Below are 21,454 nucleotides of genomic sequence, written 5' to 3'. Positions count from 1 at the left end.
CGGTGGCACAGGTCAAACGTATTCGTCGCAATGTCAGCGGGATCATCCTGCTGGATAAACCACAGGGCTTCACCTCCAATGCTGCCTTGCAAAAGGTACGTTGGTTGCTTAACGCCGAGAAAGCCGGGCATACCGGTAGCCTCGACCCGCTGGCCACTGGCGTGCTGCCGTTGTGCTTTGGGGAGGCAACCAAGTTCTCTCAGTACCTGCTTGACTCTGATAAAGCCTACGAGACGGTGATGCAGCTGGGGGTCACCACCACCACCGCGGACGCCGAAGGCGACGTACTGCGCGAGCGGGAAGTGACCGTCGGTCAGGCCGACATCGAAGCGGTACTGCCAGGCTTTCGGGGCGCAATTGAGCAGGTTCCGCCCATGTACTCAGCGCTCAAACGCGATGGTCAGCCGCTTTATAAGTTGGCGCGGGCAGGGGAAGTAGTGGAGCGTGAGGCACGTTCTGTTACTATTGGCAGCCTTGAGTTGCTGGCGGTGGAACAGGCCCGAGCTACGCTGGCTGTTCAGTGCAGTAAAGGCACGTACATCCGCACCCTGGTAGAGGACATTGGCGAGCAGCTGGGCTGTGGCGCCTATGTGGCTCAACTACGGCGGACTCAGGCAGGGCCGTTTACGCTGGCCCAAACCGTTACCCTTGAGGCGCTTGAGCAGGCTCACGCCGAAGGGGGGAATGAAGCGCTGGACCAATTGCTGCTACCTGCCGACAGCGGCTTGCAGGATTGGCCCTTGTTGCAGTTCTCGGAACACAGTGCGTTTTACTGGTTGCATGGGCAGCCGGTTCGCGCCCCAGAGGCTCCGGCCTTTGGCATGGTGCGGGTGCAAGATCACAATGGCCGCTTCATCGGTATCGGTGAAGTGAGCGAAGACGGGCGTATTGCGCCGCGTCGGCTGATTCGGTCTGAATGACCGAACGAGGGTGGCTGTAAGTAGGCGCGGTCATTCCTCTTATTAAACGACAGGGATCATTCCCTGGCCTATTGGAATCGCTTAGCGATTCCCTGAAATGGAGACTGCCTCATGGCACTCAGCGTTGAAGATAAAGCTCGTATCGTTGGTGAATATCAGCAAGCCGCTGGCGACACCGGTTCTCCGGAAGTCCAGGTTGCTTTGCTGACCCACAACATCAACAAGCTGCAAGACCACTTCAAAGCCAACGGTAAAGATCACCACTCCCGTCGTGGTCTGATCCGTATGGTTAACCAGCGTCGTAAGCTGCTGGATTACCTGAAGGGCAAGGACGTTAGCCGTTATAGCGCCCTGATCGGTCGCCTGGGTCTGCGTCGCTGATCAGCGGCCTGGCCTGTGGTGGGCACGCCCATCGGCGTCGCGCTTCAGGCGCGATGGCGGGTGATGGCGTGCCACTCAATGAGGTTGGCAGTCCGTTCCCTGAGCCTTGTGCTCAGAGGGCGGGTTTCCAACCTCAAGTTTTATCTGGACGTAGAACGGGCCGAATCCCGTTGGCGCCTAAGCATTCAAGGTGTTGTGCGGATGCATACCTACAGCGCCTGGGTTCTGTACCAGAACCTCGTACCGATTTCCCCAAAGTGAAACTAGAAGGTAGGAAGCCGTGAACCCGGTAATCAAAACGTTTCAGTTCGGTCAATCGACCGTAACCCTCGAGACTGGCCGTATCGCCCGTCAAGCCAGCGGCGCTGTGCTGGTCACCGTCGATAACGACATTACCGTGCTGGTCACAGTGGTAGGTGCCAAGCACGCGGACCCAAGCAAGGGCTTCTTCCCGCTGTCGGTCCACTATCAGGAAAAAACCTATGCCGCGGGCAAGATCCCCGGTGGTTTCTTCAAGCGTGAAGGCCGCCCTTCCGAAAAAGAAACCCTTACGTCACGCCTGATCGACCGGCCAATTCGCCCACTGTTCCCTGAAGGCTTCATGAATGAAGTTCAGGTCGTCTGTACCGTGGTCTCCACCAGCAAGAAGACCGATCCGGACATCGCGGCCATGATCGGTACCTCTGCCGCCCTGGCGATCTCCGGCATTCCGTTCGAAGGCCCCATCGGTGCCGCTCGCGTTGCCTTCCATGAAAGCACCGGTTACCTGCTGAACCCCACCTACGAGCAGTTGAAGGCTTCGAGCCTGGACATGGTTGTAGCCGGTACCTCCGACGCCGTGCTGATGGTGGAATCGGAAGCCAAAGAGCTGACCGAAGACCAGATGCTGGGTGCGGTACTGTTCGCCCACGATGAATTCCAGGCCGTCATCCAGGCTGTCAAGGAACTGGCCGCGGAAGCTGCAAAGCCTACTTGGGAATGGTCCGCCAAGGCTCAGAACACCCCGCTGCTGGACGCCATCCGTGGCGAATTCGGCGCGGCGGTTTCCGAGGCTTACACCATCACCGTCAAGGCCGACCGCTATGCGCGCCTGGGTGAGCTGCGTGACCAGGTAGTGGCCAAGTTCTCCGCTGAAGAAGGCCAGCCTACGGCTTCGGAAGTCAAAGAAATCTTCGGCGAAATCGAATACCGCACCGTGCGCGAGAATATCGTTAACGGCAAGCCGCGTATCGACGGCCGTGATACCCGTACCGTGCGCCCGTTGAATATCGAAGTTGGGGTTCTGCCCAAGACCCATGGTTCGGCGCTGTTCACCCGTGGTGAAACCCAGGCGCTGGTTGTTGCCACCTTGGGTACCGCTCGCGATGCCCAACTGCTGGACACCCTTGAAGGGGAGAAGAAAGACCCCTTCATGCTGCACTACAACTTCCCACCGTTCTCGGTGGGCGAGTGTGGCCGCATGGGTGGCGCTGGTCGTCGCGAAATTGGTCACGGCCGGCTGGCGCGCCGTTCGGTTCAAGCAATGCTGCCAAGCGATTCCGAATTCCCCTACACCATTCGCGTGGTGTCGGAAATCACCGAATCCAATGGTTCCAGCTCTATGGCGTCGGTGTGCGGTGCTTCCCTGGCCCTGATGGACGCAGGTGTGCCCATGAAGGCACCGGTTGCGGGTATCGCCATGGGCTTGGTAAAGGAAGGTGAGAAGTTTGCCATCCTGACCGACATCCTGGGTGACGAAGACCACTTGGGGGACATGGACTTCAAGGTTGCCGGTACCGCCAAGGGCGTCACCGCGCTGCAGATGGACATCAAAATCAACGGCATCACCGAAGAGATCATGGAGATCGCCCTGGGCCAAGCCCTGGAAGCGCGCTTGAACATCCTCGGGCAGATGAACCAGATCATCGGCCAGTCCCGCACCGAGTTGTCCGCTAACGCCCCAACCATGCTGTCGATGAAGATTGACACCGATAAGATCCGTGACGTGATCGGTAAAGGCGGCGCCACCATTCGCAGCATCTGCGAAGAAACCAAGGCGTCTATCGATATCGAAGACGATGGCTCGATCAAGATCTTTGGTGAAACCAAGGAAGCAGCCGAAGCGGCTCGCCAGCGTGTGCTGGGGATTACCGCGGAAGCGGAGATCGGCAAGATCTATGTGGGCAAGGTTGAACGAATCGTCGATTTCGGCGCATTTGTAAACATCCTGCCTGGCAAGGACGGTTTGGTGCATATCTCCATGCTGAGTGATCAGCGCGTAGAGAAAGTCACCGACGTACTAAAGGAAGGCCAGGAAGTGAAAGTATTGGTTATGGACGTGGACAATCGCGGCCGTATCAAGCTTTCCATCAAGGATGTGCCGGCCGCTGAAGCTTCGGGTGTATAACCTGCTTCAAATGGCCCTATAAAAACCCCGCTTCTGCGGGGTTTTTTATAGGGATGTAGAGGCATGTACCTGCAACTTGCACGCAAATTTTCATCGCAGGTTGCAGGATGCACGATCGACTCGAACCACTTATTTAGCTAACTTGTTGTTTTTAAATGATGTTATTCCAAGCGAGACGTTGGCATGGGAGCTGCAACACCACTGTTACTCAGTGGCCAAGTGGCTACGGATTATCCAGAAGAACAGGAGTGACTCCCATGAAAAAACTCGCTATCGCTGCCGCCGCTGCTTCCGTTATGGCCATGGGCCTGACCACTGGCGCATTCGCTCAGTCTAACCAAGCTGCTCAAGCACCTATGATGCTGGCGGCTGGTGAAGTCACCGAAGCCAAAGAAGCCACCTCCGATACCTGGATCACCACCAAAGTCAAAGCTGACCTGGTAACCGAGAAAGGCATTCCTGGTACCGACATTAAAGTCGAAACCAACAAGGGCGTGGTTTCTCTGTCGTCCACCACTGCGCTAAGCAGCACTCAGAAAAATACCGCTGTAATGATCACCAAGAAAATCAAAGGTGTGAAAGCTGTATCGGCTGACGGCCTGCACACCAACTAAGACCTTCCGGTCTACCGTTGCAGAAGCCCCGCTTAGGCGGGGCTTTTTTATGGTGCTCTGAAACCCTGGCCGCCTGTAAGAGCCAGCAATAGCGGGCGAATATCTTTTGCATAAACAGCGTGCTGGCGGTGAAACCGCGTTCGCTAGCTATGCTAGCCCCTACAAAAGATAAGTCCTAAGGTGCCACATCCAGGTGCAATACGCTCACCACACGCCCATCGACACGGGCCTCATTAAGGCGAGCGTCGATCAGGTAGATACGGTCATCGGCCAACTTGCCTTGGCTGACCATAAAGTCCTTGATGCTCCCTGCACGGGCCTGGCCCAGCTGTCGCAGCAGGGTATTGCTGTCACGCCAGGAGTCGATCACCGCTACTTGCAGCTTCGCTTGACGCTCTGCGGTATCCAGGCTTTCCCATTGGGCAGGAGGCTGTTGTTTAAGGCGGGTGCGATAGATACCTTCGAGTAATGCCGATTTCTCCTGCGCAGGCACTGTCAATTGCGCAGCCTGAGCCGGAACTTTATCCCCTCGGCGTTGAAGGATCTTGTACCACATGGCTTGGTATTCGCGCTCCAGTCGTTGGGCCGCAATGGGTGGCCCATCACTGGCCGATGCGCTGGCTCCTTCGACTTCCAGCCGTAGCTCAGGCTTCTGATTTAAGGCTGCGGCCACTTTTAATAAATCTGCCTGGGCTTGAGCGTCCAGGTCGCTGCTACCGGCCGCAAAGCTGATAGCACCCAAATCTTCGCCGCCGCCTCCTGGTACCAACTTACTCAGCATGCGGAAGGGGGCTTGAGCGGTTCTAACCATCAGGTTACGCAGGGTTTGCCACACGACCGGCATTACGCTGAATTGGGGGTTGTTAAGATTGCCAGAAACGGGCAATGCGATGGAAATTCGGCCGTGGCTGTCTTTGAGCAGAGCGATGGCCAGCTTCAAGGGCAGGTTTACCGCATCAGGGCTGTCGACCTTGTCGCCCAGTTCCAGTTGCTCTACCACTACATTGTTATCCGCTTTTAACTGGCCTTTGCTGATCTGGTAATGCAGGTCTAGATCCAGGCGGCCTTTGCGGATGCGGTAGCCGGCGAACTTGCCGGAGTAGGGCGTCAATGTGGTCAGCTCTACGCGCCGAAAGTGCGTGGCAATGTCTAGGCTCGCCAAAGGGTCGAAAGGAATCAGGCTGCCTTCGATGGTTACCGGTGCGTAGCGGTCTACCCGGCCTTTTACGTCTACCTGGGCCGCCAAGGGTTTGCTGTTATCCAGGGTGCCAATCTTGCCATTGAGTTGCTGGATGGCTGTGCCGAAATTAGGCGTCAGGCTGAAGTCTGCGAAGTTGGCGGAGCCGTCACTGAAGTTGATGCCGCCTATGCGGATCGCCAGTGGTTTGGCCTGAGCGGAATCGTCAGCGGGTTTCGAGGCCGAATCGGCCGGCTGGGGTACCAACAAGTCATCGATATTGGTGGTGCGGTCTTCATTGATCATAAAGCGCGCGTAAGGCTTTGCGATGTTCACTTGGTCGATATTCAGCCCTTCGCCGTGGCGGTATGCCAGCCCTTCGAGGTTCAAATGCTCCCAGCGCACGAAGTCTCGCGATTTCAGCGTATCCAACGTATGTAGCTGGTTCACCGCGGCCTTGCCGGTCACCGAGAACGCCAAGGGCTCGGTACTGCTCAGGTCCACGGCCAGGTCGCTGTCAAGCATGCCGCTACGCAGCTCCAGGCGCGCGAACGGGGTGATGTAGGGCTGAGCGATACGCAGGTCAATATCTCGGCTGGTGACAGCCAGATGCACGCTCACGGGGCTGAGGTTCACTTCTCCCTTGGCGTGGAGCTTGCCTTGGCGGCCAAAGCCGGTCTCTAGCTCCACGGGTACAGGCTTGGCCTCAAGGCTGTCATAGTTACCCACACGCACGTTCAGTGGGGTCAGCTCGAGGGTGACAGGCTCGGCCACGCTGTTATCAGCCAAGTGCGCCCGCGCATTGTTCAAGCGCGCTTCACCCACGCTGATTCGCCAGGGTTGCGAGGCCGGGGCCGATTCGGCTTTCGTTGGGGCAGCTGCGGGGGAACCGGTAGGGCCGAACAGCTGCTGCCAGTCCAACACGCCGTTGGCTTCACGGCGGGCCCAGGCTTCCACCTGCTGCGCGTCAATGGCTTTGAGTGCTACTTGGCGGTTGGCCAGGTCCATGGAGGCGCCTGAGACCTTCAAAGCCGCCAGGCGTAACAGCGGGCGGCCATCCGGTGCTGCCATGGCGAAAGGCGAAAGCACCAGATTGGCTTGGGTCACCCGTATCTGCGCCTGTTTGGTCAGGTCTACGGTGTAGTCGAATTGTGCGCTAACGTTGCCGCTGTCCAACGTGAGCGGAGCGGCCGCCTGAACATAAGGCCACCAGGTTTTCAGAGGAGCGTCTTTGAGGGTCAGGTGCCCCTGAGAAGTGAATGGGAAAAGGGAAAAGCGACCGCTCCACGTTAAATGGCCCACCAAAGGGCCATGGGCGGTAAGCTCCATTTGCGCATCGCCTTTAGGCAAGGTGGTCAAATGACGAAGCTGGAAGTCCAATGCGTCATAGGTGAACTCCACTGGCGCTGAAGAGCGTGCATCCTTGAAGTGTACATGGCCGTCACTGAGGTTCAGTTCGTCAACGGTGACCGGAAACGGCGTGTCGTGTTCACTGGCCGGCTGCTCTGGCTCGCCAGAAGGCTTGAACAGCTGGCTGAGGTTCAGTTGGCCGTCACGGGCGATGAGCACTTGGGCTTTGGGCTTTTGTAGGTCCAGCGTGGCCAGGTGCACCTGCCTGCGCCACAGGCTGTTGATTTGTACATTTGCATACAGCCGCTCGAAGGCGACCTGCTCATCGCCTGAGTTGCCCAAGCGCAGCCCCTGTAAGGTCAGTTCCAGGGTGAATGGATTGAAAACGATTTTTTCCAGATGCGCTGGGGTGGTAGCCATGGCCGCCAGCTTGTCGTTGGCAATGCGCAGGCCTACCGTGGGCGCTACCCAAAAGCCCAACAAGGCATAGAGCGCAACCGCGATCGACACACCCGCCACCACGTGTAGCAAACGTTTTGGCAGTAGGTTCGGCATTTCGGTTTCGCTTGTTCTGGGAAAGGGGGGTTGGAGTGCTACAGGCTGCCGAGGGTTCCATCAACAGCCTGCGGGGTCAAGGCCGCTCGATGGCCAGGGCAACGCCTTGCCCGCCACCTATACAGAGCGTGGCCAGGCCTTTTTTAACGTCTCGGCGGATCATTTCATGGAGCAAGGTCACCAGTACCCGGCAGCCTGACGCGCCAATCGGATGGCCGAGGGCAATGGCACCCCCGTTCACGTTGACTTTATTCAGGTCCCAACCCAGCTCTTGGGTCACCGCAAGTGCCTGGGCGGCAAAGGCCTCGTTGGCCTCGAACAGGTCTACATCCTCAAGTGCCCAACCGGCTTTTTCCAGGCAGCGGCGGGTGGCACTGACCGGGGCAATGCCCATCACTGCCGGGTCTACGCCTGCGTTGGCATAGCTTACGATACGCGCCAGTACTGGCAGGCCCAGGGCGGTGGCTTTTTCCGCGCTCATCAACAACACAGCGGCGGCGCCGTCGTTGAGTGACGAGGCATTGCCTGCCGTGACCGTACCGTCTTTCTTGAACGCAGGCTTGAGTTTGGCCAGGGACTCAACCGTAGTACCTGCCCTAGGCTGCTCGTCATCGACCACCTGCAGAGGCTCGCCCTTGCGCTGAGGAACACTTACCGGCGTAATTTCGCTGGCAAAGCGCTTGGTTTCGATGGCCAGCGCCGCTCTTTGCTGGGACGCGGCGGCAAAGGTGTCCTGGGCTTCTCGGCTGATGCCGTATTGCTCCACCAGGTTCTCGGCGGTAATGCCCATATGATAGTCGTTGAACGCATCCCACAGGCCGTCGGTGATCAGGGTGTCCACCAGGTTGGCGTGGCCCATGCGCAGGCCAGTACGCGCTCCAGGTAATACATAGTTGGCCAGGCTCATGCTTTCTTGGCCACCCGCGACAATTACATCGGCGTCGCCGCAGCGTATTGCCTGGGTAGCCAGATGTACCGCTTTGAGGCCCGAGCCGCAGACCTTGTTCAGGGTCATGGCCGGTACCGTGGCGGGTAGCCCTGCGTTGATAGAAGCTTGGCGCGCGGGGTTCTGACCAGCGCCGGCGGTGAGCACCTGGCCCAGAATGACTTCGTCCACCTGCGCGGGCTCCAGGCCTGTGCCGCTTAATAGGTGGCGGATGACAGTAGCGCCCAGCTCCACGGCCGGAACCTTAGCGAGCGCGCCTTGAAAGCTACCCACGGGGGTACGTGTGGCAGCCACGATGACAACGTCTTTCATGGGGAGTGTCCTCATTATTATTAGGGGCCGGGCGAGGACCGGCCTTGAGCGCCCCCCTTGGAGAAGGGCGCTTTAGCTAGGCTGGGCCTGCTTAGCCGCGGTGACGGCTACGGAAGAAGTCGATCAAGCCTTGGGTCGAGGCATCTTCGGCAGGCTCTTCTACGTCGCCGATCAGGCGCTGGTAAACGTTCTTGCCCAGCTCCTTGCCCAGCTCCACGCCCCATTGGTCGAAGGCGTTAATGCCCCAGATCACGCTTTGCACGAACACCTTGTGCTCGTACATAGCTACTAGCGCGCCCAAGCGGCGAGGGCTGATGCGCTCGACCACCAGGGTATTGCTCGGGCGGTTGCCAGGGATCACTTTGTGCGGGGCAAGGCGTTCCACCTCTGCCTCGGCCACACCTTTGGCACGCAGTTCGGCTTCGGCTTCATTGCGGGTTTTACCCAGCATCAGCGCCTGACTCTGCGACAGGCAGTTGGCGAACAGCCACTGGTGGTGATCCGCTACAGGGTTGAAGCTCACCACCGGCACGATGAAGTCCGCCGGGATCAACTGGGTGCCTTGGTGCAGCAGCTGGTGATAGGCATGCTGGCCGTTGGCGCCTACGCCGCCCCAGATGACCGGGCCGGTTTCTGTAGTAGCGGGGGTGCCATCTTGGCGCACGCTCTTGCCATTGGATTCCATGTCCAACTGTTGCAGGTGCTTGGTGATGTTACGCAGGTAGTGGTCGTAGGGCAGGATCGCGTGGCTCTGCGAGCCCCAGAAGTTGCCGTACCACACCCCAAGCAGCGCCAGCAGTACTGGCATGTTCTGAGAGAACGGCGCGGTCTGGAAATGCTCGTCCATGGTATGAGCACCGGAGAGCAGTTCTTTGAAGTTAGCGGTGCCGATGGACAGGGCGATCGGCAAGCCGATAGCGGACCACAGCGAGTAACGGCCGCCGACCCAGTCCCACATGGGGAAGATGTTCTCTTCACGGATGCCAAAGGCAACGGCTGCGGCGTTGTTACTCGAAACCGCGATGAAATGCCGGTGCAGCTCGGCTTCGGAGCCGCCCTGAGCCAGATACCAGGCGCGGGCGGCCTGGGCGTTCTTCAAGGTTTCCAACGTACCGAAGGATTTTGACGACACGATGAACAGGGTTGTCTCGGCCCTTAGCTTGGCCGACAGTTCGTGGAACTCGCTGCCGTCGATATTGGCCAGGTAATGGCAGCGCACGCCCTTCTGGCTGTAAGGCAGCAAGGCTTCGGACACCAGCTCAGGGCCCAGGAAGGAGCCGCCAATGCCAATGTTGACCACATCGGTGATGGGCTTTTCGGTGTAGCCGCGCCACAGGCCGTCATGGATGCGGGTTACCAGTTCGGTAATCTGCCCCAGTACCTTATGTACCTCCGGCATGATGTTGCTGCCGCCAACCTTGAGCTTGTCGCCGATCGGCCGACGCAGCGCCGTATGCAAGGCGGGGCGGCCTTCGGACGCATTGAGGATCTCACCGGCGAACATGGCTTTGATCGCTTCGGAGAGTTTCACTTCATCGGCCAACTGCACCAACAGGCCGCGAGTCTCCGAGGTGATCAGGTTCTTGGAGTAGTCCAGGAACAAACCGCAGGCGCTGAGGGAAAAGGTGCCGAATCGATTAGGGTCGGCATTGAAGGCTTCACGCATGCTGAAGTGCTGCATGGCCGTGCGGTGCTCTTTGAGCGCCTGCCAGGCGGGAAGGGCGGTCACATCGTGAGGATTGCGGTAGTACGCCATCTCTGCAAGTTTCCTTTTACTTGGTCAGCCTTTTGGACATTGTCAGGTCCGGACAGGTTGCTTTGTGTTATTAACCGCCAGCGCATACGCCACGCGTGGTCACAGCTATCCACGGTAGCGCGTGCGAGGGTGCTTGTCTGCGCCTGTAGGCCGTGGCTTTCAATATTAATCTATCCCTGGCGGCCCACCGGGCGGGGTTTTCGCCTGCCTGCCCGAGCGCCAAGGGTAGGGCGCGCATCAGGCCGAGGTGCCCAAGCGTACTTCGAGGTTGTCGATCAATCGCGTGCTACCTAGGTAGGCTGCCGCCAGAATGACGAGGTCATGATCAGCGGCAGTGGCGGCGCGCAGGGTGTCGGTATGGCGGATTTCAAGGTAGTCCAAGCGCATGCCGTTATCAGTTATGCGTGTACGGTGCTCGGCCAGTAGCGCGTTCAGGTCGCGCTCGCCGTTATGAAGGGCAGTGGCCATGGCGTGCAGGCTACGATAGAGGGCAGGGGCGATGGTCCTTTGCTCTGGGCTTAGGTAGCCATTACGCGATGACAGCGCCAGCCCGTCTTCGGCGCGTACGGTAGGCTCGCCGATCAACTGGATGGGCATGTTCAGGTCTCGTACCATCGCGCGAATCACTGCCAGTTGTTGGTAATCCTTCTGCCCGAACACAGCAAGGTCGGGCTGCACCATGTTGAACAGCTTGCTAACCACCGTGGCCACGCCCTCGAAATGCCCAGGGCGGCTAGCCCCGCACAGCCCTTCGGATAACCGCGGCACGCTGACCCGGGTTTGCACGCCTGTGCCGTTAGGGTACATCTCGCTCACGGCAGGGGCGAACAACAGGTTGCAGCCCGCCTCAAGGAGTTTTCCCTGATCCGCGGCCAAGGTACGGGGGTAGCTACCCAAGTCCTCGTTGGCGCCAAACTGCAGGGGGTTGACGAAGATGCTGGCCACTATGAAATCGGCCTGTTCAGTGGCTCGGGTGACCAATGCCACATGCCCGCTGTGCAGATTGCCCATGGTGGGCACAAAACCAATCCGCTTGCCCTCGGCCCGTGCCTGAGCCACTGCCGCCCGCAATTGGAGTACCGTGTTGACTGTGTTCATGCGCTGAATCCGTGTGCTTGGGCTGGGAAGCTGCCGTCTTTTACCGCGCTTACATAGGCGGCGAGGGCGCTTTGAATACTGGGCTGGCCTTGCATAAAGTTTTTGACGAACTTCGGTACGCGGCCAGTGAGGGATAGGCCAAGCATGTCGTGCAACACCAGTACCTGACCGTCGGTGGCCGGCCCTGCGCCGATACCAATCACCGGTACTCGCACTGCCTGGGTGATGTGGGCGGCCAGTTCGCTGGGTACACATTCGAGCAGGATCATCGCCGCGCCAGCCTCTTGTAGGGTGATGGCGTCGGCTTGCAGTTGCCGTGCCTGGCTTTCCAGGCGCCCCTGCACCTTGTATCCACCCAGCACATTGACCGTCTGTGGGGTAAGGCCCATGTGGGCGCACACCGGTACGCCTCGCTGGGCGAGCAGTTCGATGGTGCTGCTCAGCCAGGCGGCGCCTTCGACCTTGACCATATGCGCGCCGGCCTGCATTAGCGCAGCGGAATTAGCGAACGCTTGCTCCAGCGTGGCACAGGCCATGAAGGGCAAGTCGGCCAGGATGAGTGCCCCCGCGTTGCCGCGCTTGACGCAGGCAGTGTGGTAGGCCATCTCGGCGGTGGTGACTGGGAGGGTGCTGTCGTGGCCCTGCAGGACCATGCCCAGGGAGTCCCCGATGAGCAATATTTCAACCCCGGCTTCGCTGGCTGCACGGGCAAAGGTTGCGTCATAGCAGGTCAGCATCGTTATTTTTTCACCCTTGGCCTTGAGGCCGTTCAGGGTGGTCAGGGTGATTTCTGGCATGCAAAGGTTCCTCGGTTGCCGCCTTCTGAAGTGGGGCATTACCTATGTTTCGGTGGCGACGCGGGCGTTATCGTAGGCGTTAGCCTAGGCAGGCCATCCACTACCGGCTCATACTCGCCGGGGGCGGCGAGCGGCCTATAGTCATGAGCCGCTGGCGGGAAGTCAAATACGGTAACAACCAGGTGTTACCGGCCTGTTACTTCAGGGTTACGGCAGCTCGGCCACGCGCTCCAGGCCAACGAACGGGCAGACCCTCAATAAGGCCTCAAGGCTGCGCCCATCCGGCAACACAAAGGTGCTGTCGACCAGCTCGGCCAGGGGGTAAAGCACAAAGGGCCGGGCGTGAAGGTGATAGTGAGGTACCTTAAGGCGCGGAGTGTCCAGCACGCGATCGCCGAACAGAATGATATCCAGGTCTAGGGTACGTGGCCCCCAGCGCTCGGCGCGCACTCGGCCTTGACCCTGCTCGATGGCCTGAAGCGCGTCGAGCACTTGTAGCGGCTCGAGGAAGGTATCCAAAGCGGCCACGGCATTGCTGTAGCGCGGTTGCCCCGGCAGCAGCGAGTCGCTTCGATACAGCCCGGAGACCCCTACCCATTCGCAACCGGGCAAAGCCCCTAGGCTTTGTAGTGCCAGGCGTAGCTGCTCCGTGGGTTCGGCCAGGTTGCTGCCCAAGCCTATATAAACCCGCTGCCGCTCGCTCATTCGACGGCGTTGTCGTTTTTACGGCGCGTATTGCTACGGCGCTTCTTACGCGCTGGGGCACCCGGGGCGGCGGTATCGTCCCGGCTGCCCAGATCGCGAATCATGACGCGACGGTCGCTGTCCGAGGCCTCTTGGTAGTCTGTCCACCATTGGCCCAGGCCATCGGTTTGTTCGCCAGCGCTTTCACGTAGTAGCAGGAAATCGTAACCGGCGCGGAAGCGAGGGTTATCCAGCATCACATCAGCGCGCTTGCCACTGCGGCGCGGCAGCCGCTCTTGCATGTCCCAGATTTCCTTGATCGGCAAGGTAAAGCGCTTGGGAATCGCGATGTACTGGCATTGCTCGGCGATCAGGTCGTGAGCCGCTTCTTGCATGGCGGGAATGGGCGGCATGCCTCGGGCCTGTAGCTCCAGCGCCCTGGCTGGCAACGCCGGCCACAGCAAGGCCGCGAAGAGGAATGCTGGGGTGACCGGTTTACCCTGTTGCACGCGCAGGTCGGTATTGACCAGGGCATTGCGAATCAAGGTGTGGGTGTAATCAGGGCTGTGTTCCAAGGCTTCGGCGCTACCAGGGAACATCTGCTCGAACAGGTTCAGGTCCACCAGCATCTCGAAAGTGTCCGTGGCCTGCCCGGAGAGGAACAGCTTGAGCACTTCCTCGAACAGCCGGGCGCCAGGAATGTCCTGAAGCAGGCCGGCCAGTTCGCGAATCGGCTGCACGCTCTGGCGCTCGATGCCGAAATCCAACTTGGCGGCGAACCTCACGGCCCGCAGCATGCGTACAGGGTCTTCCTGGTAGCGCTGGCGGGGGTCGCCGATCAGTCGAATCAGCCGATTGCGCACGTCATGCACGCCGTTGGCGTAGTCAAGAATGCGGTCGCTGACAGGATCGTAGTACAGCGCGTTGATGGTGAAGTCGCGCCGCTGGGCATCTTCTTCCAGCGTGCCGTACACGTTATCACGCAGGATCAGGCCGCTTTCGTTACGGGACGAGTGATGACTGGTGGCTTCGTCGTCTTCAGGGTGATTGGCCCGGAAGGTCGCTACTTCGATGATTTCTCGACCGAAATGAATGTGCACGAGCCTGAAGCGGCGGCCGATGATCCGGGCATTGCGGAATTCGGCGCGGATTTGCTCCGGGGTGGCGCTCGTTGCGACGTCGAAGTCCTTCGGTGTCACGTTCAACAGCAGGTCACGCACGCAACCGCCTACCAGATAGGCCTGATAGCCAGCCTGTTGCAGGCGCTCGACGATGCCGACCGCTTGGCGGCTGAACTGGTGACGCTGCAAGCCATGGGCGCCGCTATCAAGCACTTCGGGCATGGTGCGTTGAGTGTGGGCCTGAGAGGCCGGGGGACGAAAAGACTGGAACAGCTTTTTCAGCATGGGATGCACTGTATGAAGGAATGATCGGCCATACCAGGAGTGACCGCACGATGGGCGGGGATTCTAGCATTTAGTGATGGGATGGTGTAGGAGGCCGCGAATGGGCCTGTGACGGAAACGACAAGGGGAGCCTAAGCTCCCCAGTAAGTCGTTACTTGCTCGTTTTTATTCTTGCGTGGGCTTTTTGTTTTTGTTGAGCGCCCAACCCGCAGGTGTTTACCTGGGGAGCCTCCCAAAGAGGGAGTAAAGAGCAAACGGATTGCTTTGAACGCCGTATTGCGGTGACCCTAAGGCCCAACCAGTTCAGGCACTGCTGTAGCGCAGTTTTTGTTGTTCTCGGCCTGGTCGCGGAAACCCGAAACAATACCTCTCCAAAAGAATCAGTTAGCTACGCCTCATGCCGTGTTGTTTTTGTTATGCGTGAGCCGATACGTATTGTTTTTATTGTGTGTCTTAGCGCTTGTTGTTGTTCTTGTACCGTAGATATAGCAGGTGCTGTGCCAACTTTTAAAAATCCTTTATTTTCAAATGCTTACAATAATCTGTAGTGGATTTGCGCAGGCGCTACATGAGCGGTTTGTTACCGTATGCCCCGGCTTTGTAACAGTTGGGGCGGTACGGTAACACCTTCGCTAGCCTTCGCTGGCCATGCTGGATTTGCGCCGGGGGATGCCCAGCCGCTGGCGGCGTTCCCACAGGCATTTGCGGCTAACGCCCAATTTGCGCGCCAGCTCTGTTTCGGTCATGTGGTCTTGGTGTTCAAGCACGAAATGCTGGAAGTAATCTTCCAAGGACAAGTCCTCGGTGGGTTCGTGGTTACCCGAAGCCTGCGCGGCCATGGCGAGGAAGTCATCATCCTCGTCCAAGCTGCTGAGTTCGATATCGATGCCCAACAGCTCAGCGGAAATCAGCGCGCTCTCGCTAAGGATCACCGCACGCTCCACGGCGTTTTCCAGTTCGCGAACGTTGCCAGGCCAGCTGTAATGGCGGATGGCACTTTCGGCGTCCGGCCCGAATCGCATGCCTTCCCGGCCCAAGCGTGCCGCTTGGCGAACCAGGAACACGTTGGCGATTTCGATCACGTCACTGCCGCGTTCCCGCAAGGGCGGCAGTTTGAGCGCGATGACATGCAGCCGGTAATAAAGGTCTTCCCGGAATTGCCCGACCTTGGCCAGGCTTTTCAGGTCCCTGTGGGTCGCGGCGATCAGGCGCACATCGACTTTTTGCGACTGCACCGAGCCTACCCGGCGGATCTCACCTTCTTGCAGTACCCGCAGTAGCCGTGCCTGAGCCTCCAAGGGTAGCTCACCGATCTCATCCAGGAACAAGGTGCCGCCATCCGCGGCCTCCACCAGGCCGGCGCGCCCAGCGCTTGCACCGGTAAACGCGCCCTTTTCGTGACCGAACAGCTCGGACTCGATCAGGGTTTCTGGAATGGCGGCACAGTTGACCGAGATCATCGTGGCCTTGGCGCGGCGAGAGAGGTTATGCAGGGCCTTAGCCACCAATTCTTTACCGGTACCCGACTCGCCCTGGATCAGCACGTTGGAATCCGTAGGTGCGACTTTGCGGATTTTCCCGTACAGGTCTTGCATGGGGGCGCAAGAACCAATAATGCCGATTTCCCCTTGGGGATTGCCTGCGAGTTTGTCGCTGGCCTTGGCGTTGGGTTTATCGCGCTCGCCCAGTGCCTGACCAGGTTGACGATCGCGCAGGATACGCGCGACGGCCTGCAGCATCTCGTCGTGGTCGAACGGCTTGGCGATATAGTCCACCGCGCCCATTTTCATGGAATCTACCGCCGAGCGCAGGCTGGCATAGCTGGTCATGATCAGTACAGGCTTACCCTGCCCGAGCTTGATCAGCTCAGTGCCGGGCGCACCTGGCAAGCGCAGGTCGCTGATGATCAGGTCGAATGAAGATATGGTGAAGCGCTCCTGTGCTTCTTGCACCGAGCCGGCTTCGCTGACCTGGTACTGATTCCGTTCAAGCAGGCGACGCAAGGCAGAGCGAATGATGGTTTCGTCTTCGACGATGAGAATGTGCGGCATCTGATTCGGTTCTCTCGACGGTCTCAGTTAACAGCGGACGTCGCCTGGACATGGCGGGGCAGGGTCACTCTAATACGGGTGCCTAGTTGCCTCTCTACATCAGCCGGGCTGTCGATGGTGATTTGCCCATAATGCTCTTCCACAATGGAATAGACCAGTGCAAGCCCAAGCCCCGTGCCTTCGCCCGGATCCTTGGTGGTGAAAAAGGGTTCGAACAGGCGGTCCATGATGTTTTTCGGAATGCCCGTGCCTTCGTCTTCGACAATCAGGTCCACGGTATGCTCGTTGGCCTCGCTACGCACCTTCACCGCGCTGCCGGCCGGCGACGCGTCTCGGGCATTGGACAACAGGTTGATCAATACCTGGGCCAGGCGCTGGGGGTCACCCTCAGCCCAATGATCGGGGTCGCACAGGTTATAGAACTGCACCTCGAAGTTACGCCGGTTCAACGCAAGCAGGCCGATCGCATCCTGAGCGACCTCGGCCAGATTGACCGGCTCGTCGCTGTGCTGGTGGGTGCCGGCGTGGGCGAAGCTCATCAAGGATTGCACGATGCGCGACACCCGCTTGGTTTGCTCTAGGATCTGCCCAGACAGCTCGGTGATCTCGTCGTCTTCTTCGCGCTCGTCCCGTAGGTTTTGTGCAAGGCAGGCGATCCCGGTAATGGGGTTGCCAATCTCGTGGGCTACCCCCGCGGCCAACCGGCCAATGCTAGCCAGCCGCTCGGAGTGCACCAGTTTGTCTTCGAGCATCTGGGTGTCGGTCAGGTCCTCCACGAGCAACACCAGGCCGCTGTTGCCAGGCGCCAAGGGTTCGTCGATAGCGGCTTTGTGCAGGTTGAGCCAACGGGTCTGCCCGTCCAATGCCAGGCGTTGTTTATGCTGGTGTTCGTCGGCGCCTTGGATAAACCCTTCCAACAGCTCACGCCAAGGGTCGGCAATGGTGCTCAGGCGCGACCCTACCACTCGTTGGGCAGAGATACCGGTAAGCTCCTCCATGGCCTTGTTCCACATCAGGATCTCGCGGTCGGTGGCCAGCGAGCACACCCCCATGGGCAGCTCTTGCAGGGTTTGCCGGTGATAACGACGCAAGGCATCGAGTTCGGCGGCAAGGCCGGTGAGGCGTGAGTGGTAATCCTCCAGCCGGCTTTCGATAAAATGGATGTCCTCGGTCACATAGGTTTCGCCGCCGGATTTGTACGGCAGGAAGGTTTCTACGATGTCCTGGGCAACACTGGGGCCCATCAACCCGGACAGGTTGGCTTCGATCCGGTCACGCAGGCGACGCAGTGCATAGGGGCGGCGTTCATCGAATGGCAGGTAGAGGTCGCGCAACGCTTGTTCCACTTCTTTCTGGGCCGCGCGGGCGCCCAAGGGCTTGGCGAGCTGGGTAGCAAACTCTTGCGGTGATGCGGCATGTAGCTCGCGCCTTTGTGGCCGCCGTACGTTATCCACCGCGCAGGCCTCAGCGGCGCTGGTTTCTTCAGGGCTGGCGTTGGTAAACAGTGAGACCAGCGTGAACAGCAGCACGTTGGCGGCCAGCGAGGCAATCGCTGCCATGTGCCAGCTGGTGTCGTCGAGCACATAGATCATATCCAGCATGGGGATATAGAACCCGTCTACGTCCCCGGCCAGTGGCATCAACATGGTAAAGGACCACACCGCGACCCCGGCCAGCAGGCCAGCAATAAACCCGCGTCGATTGGCCGTGGGCCAATACAGCACCGACAGTACCCCCGGCAGGAATTGCAAGGTTGCCACGAAAGCTACGATTCCCAAGTGAGCAAGGTCTTGGCGGTTGCCCAGCATCAGGTAGAAAGCATAGCCGCCCATAAGAATGGCGACGATCAGGCCGCGGCGGGTCCACTTCAGCCAGCGATAGATACTGCCCCCGGCTGGTGGTTGATACAGCGGCAGTACCAGGTGATTCAGGGCCATGCCCGATAGCGCCAAGGTGGTGACAATAATCAGCCCACTGGAGGCGGACAGCCCCCCTACATAGGCCAATAGCGCCAGGGCCTTGTTATTGGCCGCGATACCTACCCCCAGGGTGAAATATTCAGGCGCGGTGGTAGCCCCCAGGCGCAGGCCCGCCCACAGAATCAACGGCACCGCCAGGCTCATCAACAACAGGAACAGCGGCAGCCCCCAACTGGCGCTGACCAACGCGCGTGGGTTGAGGTTTTCGGTGAAGGCCATGTGGTACATGTGCGGCATCACGATGGCGGAGGCGAAGAACACCAACAGTAGCGTTCGCCAAGGCCCTTCTTGCAGGGGTGTATGCAGCGCGGCCAGGGCCATCTGGTTCTGCAGCAGCCACAGCTCCAGTTGGTGCGGCCCACCGAAGACGCCATAGAGTGCATACAGGCCGAGCCCGCCCATGGCAATCAATTTGATCACTGATTCGAAGGCGATGGCAAAGACCAAGCCTTGATGTTTTTCGCGGGTCGCGATGTGTCGAGAGCCGAAGAAGATCGTGAACAGTGTGATCAGCACGCAGAAGCTCAAGGCTACCTTATCTTTCACCGGCTCTTGGGTGAGGATGCTGATGGAGTCGGCCACCGCCTGTATTTGCAGAGCCAGCAAGGGCAGCACGCCGATCAGCATGAACAAGGTGGTCAGCGCGCCGGCCCAGGTGCTGCGGAATCTGAAAGCGATCAAATCTGCGAGTGAGGATAACTGATAGGTGCGGGTAATCTTGAGAATGGGGTAGAGCAGCACGGGTGCCAACAGGAATGCCCCTGAGACGCCCAGGTAACAGGCAAGGAACCCATAGCCGTACTCGTAGGCCAGCCCAACCGTGCCATAGAAGGCCCAGGCACTGGCGTAAACCCCTAGCGACAGGGTGTAGGTCAAAGGGTGGCAGATGATCGAACGGGGAATCAGCCCGCGCTCGCTGACCCAGGCCACGCCGAACAGCACCAGCAGGTAAGCGGCGCTGATCAGGATCATCTGGGTGAGGCTAAAGCTCATCGGCATCTCTCTGGCTTTGCAGGATAAACGTCACCACGATGAGGATCAGCCACAGCAGGTACGGGCGGTACCAAGCCCCTGTGGGTTCGATCCACCAATCCATGATGGCGGGGGAAAACAGGTAGATGCCGACCACCAGCAGCAGCACCAAGCGATAGATATACATGCTGGCCTCGTTACAAGGGGCGGCGGATTGTCGCGCCGCTACAGGGCAGGCGGGATGGTAGCGGAAGGCTGCGCGGCTGCCTACTTGCGTTCTTAGCCATGGCGTAAGTTTGATCGCGTACAGGAATTGGTAGCGCCTGTAGATACTGTCTGGGGATCGCTGTAGGAGCTAGTGAAGCTGGCGAACAGTGTGGCCGTAGTTGGACTCACGGCCCTTGTTCGCGAGCTGTCGCTCGCTTCTACAGGCGATAGGTCCTGCCATAGCAGCCGTGGCTTGGCCGTATCAAACCAACTCCGCTTCCGCCAAGGTTTTTACGCGGGGCAGGGTGGCTACCTTCCAATGCGCCACTGCCCAGGCCAGTATGTCCTCGGGCCGGGCCAGGGCCAGATCAGCCGTCGGCGCTTGGCCAAGCGTGCGCAACGCCCGTAGCAGCTGGCCTCGGGCATCTTCGGCGTTCAAGGGTGCGGAGCGGTAGCGTTTGCCAAGCTTGTTTCCATCGGGCTGCACCAGTAGCGGCACATGCAAGTAACTGGGCGCGGGCAAGCCAAGCAACTCTTGTAAGTAGAGCTGGCGAGGGGTTGAGTCCAGCAGGTCGGCACCGCGCACGATGTCCGTCACTCCCTGGGCGCCATCGTCGATCACCACGGCCAGTTGATAGGCATACAACCCATCGCGGCGGCGAATGATAAAGTCCCCTACCTCGCGGCCCAGATGCTGCTCAAACCGCCCCTGCAACCGGTCATCAAAGGCATAATTGAGCTCAGGCCCCCGCAACCGAATGGCAGCGCCTTCAGAAGCGTGGCCGGCGTCGCGGCAAAAGCCAGGGTAGATACCGCCAAAGGGTTCCAGTGTTTTGCGCGAGCAGGTACAGGCGTAGGCAAGGCCTTGTTGCAACCAGCGCTCAACCACGGCTTGGTAGGTATGATGGCGCTCGCTTTGATAAAGCACTGGGCCATCCCATTCAAACCCATACCGGGTCAGGGTTTCGAGTATGGCGGCCTTGGCGCCGAATACCTCCCGAGGGGGGTCGATGTCTTCCATGCGCAATAGCCATTGCCCGCCGTTGGCGCGTGCATCAGCAAAGGATGCCACTGCCGCGACCAATGAGCCGAAGTGCAGGAGACCGCTGGGAGTAGGGGCAAAACGACCGATACGGGAGGAAGGCATGCTGGATGGGCCAATGGAACGCTGGCGACGGTAGCCAGGCTGGGGCGCGCGCAATGCCGCCCCAGCGCGGATTATTTACCGACTTGCTTTTCTTTTATTTCAGCCAAGGTTTTGCAATCGACGCACATATCCGCGGTTGGACGTGCCTCGAGGCGACGAATACCGATCTCGATACCGCAGGACTCGCACCAGCCGTACTCTTCGTCTTCGATCAGTTGCAGGGTCTTGTCGATCTTTTTGATCAGCTTACGCTCACGATCGCGGGCACGAAGCTCCAGGCTGAATTCTTCTTCCTGGCTGGCACGGTCGGCTGGGTCCGGGAAGTTGGCGGCCTCATCTTTCATGTGGTCTACGGTGCGGTCCACTTCCTGCATCAACTCTTGTTTCCATTGATTCAGGATTTTCGTGAAATGAGCACGCATGGCGTCGCTCATGTACTCCTCGCCTTTTTTCGACTCATAAGGCTTGAAGCCGCGAACAAGCTCGGTGCTGTTTTGCTGGTTTTCATTGGTGGGCATGAATGACCGCCTCTCGCTCTTCTAATCCACTGCGCGGGATGATCCATCTCCGGCGACCGCCGGCCCCGCGACTGCAAGCGGGCGAACTTACCAGATCAAATCGGGGTGCGCTACTCCCGGTTGTCTTGCCTGATTTGGCTGTGCAAGGCGGTTGGACAACCGGGACGGTGGAACATTCAATGGCACCCTATTAGCCGC

General features: G+C 59.3%; 16 protein-coding genes. 4 read left to right on the top strand and 12 right to left on the bottom strand.

The annotated features are described in order from the left end of the window. Positions 1 to 2 precede the first annotated feature (2 nt). The 4 genes from truB (at position 3) to ACWKV4_RS17870 (ending at position 4,301) form a co-directional block, all read left to right on the top strand. Complete coding sequence (gene truB / locus ACWKV4_RS17885; protein ID WP_483833449.1) at positions 3 to 920, top strand: tRNA pseudouridine(55) synthase TruB; 918 nt, start codon at positions 3 to 5, stop codon at positions 918 to 920. Between the two features lie 111 nt (positions 921 to 1,031). Next, a complete protein-coding gene (gene rpsO, locus ACWKV4_RS17880; protein ID WP_483833448.1) occupies positions 1,032 to 1,301 on the top strand; it encodes a 30S ribosomal protein S15 in 270 nt (89 codons plus the stop codon). A gap of 280 nt (positions 1,302 to 1,581) precedes the next feature. After that, positions 1,582 to 3,687, top strand: coding sequence for a polyribonucleotide nucleotidyltransferase (gene pnp / locus ACWKV4_RS17875; protein ID WP_483833447.1), 2,106 nt, complete (start codon positions 1,582 to 1,584; stop codon positions 3,685 to 3,687). Between the two features lie 257 nt (positions 3,688 to 3,944). Next, positions 3,945 to 4,301, top strand: coding sequence for a BON domain-containing protein (locus ACWKV4_RS17870; protein ID WP_483833446.1), 357 nt, complete (start codon positions 3,945 to 3,947; stop codon positions 4,299 to 4,301). Between the two features lie 175 nt (positions 4,302 to 4,476). Here the strand turns inward: ACWKV4_RS17870 and ACWKV4_RS17865 are convergent, their stop codons facing one another. From ACWKV4_RS17865 to dksA, 12 genes are all read right to left on the bottom strand, one after another. Next, entirely contained in the window at positions 4,477 to 7,383 is a 2,907-nt protein-coding gene (locus tag ACWKV4_RS17865; RefSeq protein WP_483833445.1) for a DUF748 domain-containing protein, read from the bottom strand. Positions 7,384 to 7,459: 76 nt separating this feature from the next. After that, complete coding sequence (locus ACWKV4_RS17860; RefSeq protein WP_483833444.1) at positions 7,460 to 8,641, bottom strand: acetyl-CoA C-acetyltransferase; 1,182 nt, start codon at positions 8,639 to 8,641, stop codon at positions 7,460 to 7,462. A gap of 91 nt (positions 8,642 to 8,732) precedes the next feature. Then, on the bottom strand, positions 8,733 to 10,397 hold the full coding sequence (gene pgi / locus ACWKV4_RS17855) for a glucose-6-phosphate isomerase (protein WP_483833443.1): 1,665 nt from the start codon (positions 10,395 to 10,397) through the stop codon (positions 8,733 to 8,735). A 237-nt stretch (positions 10,398 to 10,634) separates the two neighbouring features. Beyond that, on the bottom strand, positions 10,635 to 11,495 hold the full coding sequence (gene panC, locus ACWKV4_RS17850; protein WP_483833442.1) for a pantoate--beta-alanine ligase: 861 nt from the start codon (positions 11,493 to 11,495) through the stop codon (positions 10,635 to 10,637). Beyond that, positions 11,492 to 12,292 (bottom strand): 3-methyl-2-oxobutanoate hydroxymethyltransferase, encoded by an 801-nt coding sequence (gene panB / locus ACWKV4_RS17845; protein ID WP_483833441.1) that lies wholly within the window; start codon positions 12,290 to 12,292, stop codon positions 11,492 to 11,494. Before panB ends, panC begins: the two co-directional genes overlap by 4 nt. Before the next feature lie 207 nt (positions 12,293 to 12,499). Then, complete coding sequence (gene folK, locus ACWKV4_RS17840; protein WP_483833440.1) at positions 12,500 to 12,997, bottom strand: 2-amino-4-hydroxy-6-hydroxymethyldihydropteridine diphosphokinase; 498 nt, start codon at positions 12,995 to 12,997, stop codon at positions 12,500 to 12,502. Then, on the bottom strand, positions 12,994 to 14,382 hold the full coding sequence (pcnB, locus tag ACWKV4_RS17835) for a polynucleotide adenylyltransferase PcnB (RefSeq protein ID WP_483833439.1): 1,389 nt from the start codon (positions 14,380 to 14,382) through the stop codon (positions 12,994 to 12,996). Before pcnB ends, folK begins: the two co-directional genes overlap by 4 nt. A gap of 632 nt (positions 14,383 to 15,014) precedes the next feature. Then, positions 15,015 to 16,433 carry a sigma-54-dependent transcriptional regulator gene (locus ACWKV4_RS17830; RefSeq protein WP_483833438.1) on the bottom strand — a complete coding sequence of 473 codons (1,419 nt, stop codon included), beginning with the start codon at positions 16,431 to 16,433 and terminating at the stop codon, positions 15,015 to 15,017. Positions 16,434 to 16,456: 23 nt separating this feature from the next. Beyond that, complete coding sequence (locus ACWKV4_RS17825) at positions 16,457 to 19,411, bottom strand: sensor histidine kinase (protein ID WP_483833437.1); 2,955 nt, start codon at positions 19,409 to 19,411, stop codon at positions 16,457 to 16,459. Beyond that, entirely contained in the window at positions 19,395 to 19,571 is a 177-nt protein-coding gene (locus tag ACWKV4_RS17820; RefSeq protein ID WP_003250005.1) for a hypothetical protein, read from the bottom strand. The genes ACWKV4_RS17825 and ACWKV4_RS17820 overlap by 17 nt, the downstream gene beginning before the upstream one ends. Before the next feature lie 282 nt (positions 19,572 to 19,853). Next, entirely contained in the window at positions 19,854 to 20,738 is an 885-nt protein-coding gene (gene gluQRS / locus ACWKV4_RS17815) for a tRNA glutamyl-Q(34) synthetase GluQRS (RefSeq protein ID WP_483833436.1), read from the bottom strand. A gap of 71 nt (positions 20,739 to 20,809) precedes the next feature. Continuing rightward, complete coding sequence (dksA, locus tag ACWKV4_RS17810) at positions 20,810 to 21,256, bottom strand: RNA polymerase-binding protein DksA (protein WP_483833435.1); 447 nt, start codon at positions 21,254 to 21,256, stop codon at positions 20,810 to 20,812. Between the last annotated feature and the right edge of the window lie 198 nt (positions 21,257 to 21,454).

The organism is Pseudomonas artemisiae (genome assembly GCF_057128685.1).
Note: the sequence above shows the minus strand (reverse complement) of the source record. Positions and strands in the feature narration are given on the sequence as shown.

Excerpts from the sequence above, each read along its gene's own strand:
- rpsO (WP_483833448.1), top strand. The coding sequence starts at position 1,032 with ATGGCACTCAGCGTTGAAGATAAAGCTCGTATCGTTGGTGAATATCAG.
- ACWKV4_RS17870 (WP_483833446.1), top strand. The coding sequence starts at position 3,945 with ATGAAAAAACTCGCTATCGCTGCCGCCGCTGCTTCCGTTATGGCCATG.
- ACWKV4_RS17865 (WP_483833445.1), bottom strand. The coding sequence starts at position 7,383 with ATGCCGAACCTACTGCCAAAACGTTTGCTACACGTGGTGGCGGGTGTG.
- ACWKV4_RS17860 (WP_483833444.1), bottom strand. The coding sequence starts at position 8,641 with ATGAAAGACGTTGTCATCGTGGCTGCCACACGTACCCCCGTGGGTAGC.
- pgi (WP_483833443.1), bottom strand. The coding sequence starts at position 10,397 with ATGGCGTACTACCGCAATCCTCACGATGTGACCGCCCTTCCCGCCTGG.
- panC (WP_483833442.1), bottom strand. The coding sequence starts at position 11,495 with ATGAACACAGTCAACACGGTACTCCAATTGCGGGCGGCAGTGGCTCAG.
- panB (WP_483833441.1), bottom strand. The coding sequence starts at position 12,292 with ATGCCAGAAATCACCCTGACCACCCTGAACGGCCTCAAGGCCAAGGGT.
- folK (WP_483833440.1), bottom strand. The coding sequence starts at position 12,997 with ATGAGCGAGCGGCAGCGGGTTTATATAGGCTTGGGCAGCAACCTGGCC.
- pcnB (WP_483833439.1), bottom strand. The coding sequence starts at position 14,382 with ATGCTGAAAAAGCTGTTCCAGTCTTTTCGTCCCCCGGCCTCTCAGGCC.
- ACWKV4_RS17830 (WP_483833438.1), bottom strand. The coding sequence starts at position 16,433 with ATGCCGCACATTCTCATCGTCGAAGACGAAACCATCATTCGCTCTGCC.
- ACWKV4_RS17825 (WP_483833437.1), bottom strand. The coding sequence starts at position 19,411 with ATGCCGATGAGCTTTAGCCTCACCCAGATGATCCTGATCAGCGCCGCT.
- ACWKV4_RS17820 (WP_003250005.1), bottom strand. The coding sequence starts at position 19,571 with ATGTATATCTATCGCTTGGTGCTGCTGCTGGTGGTCGGCATCTACCTG.
- gluQRS (WP_483833436.1), bottom strand. The coding sequence starts at position 20,738 with ATGCCTTCCTCCCGTATCGGTCGTTTTGCCCCTACTCCCAGCGGTCTC.
- dksA (WP_483833435.1), bottom strand. The coding sequence starts at position 21,256 with ATGCCCACCAATGAAAACCAGCAAAACAGCACCGAGCTTGTTCGCGGC.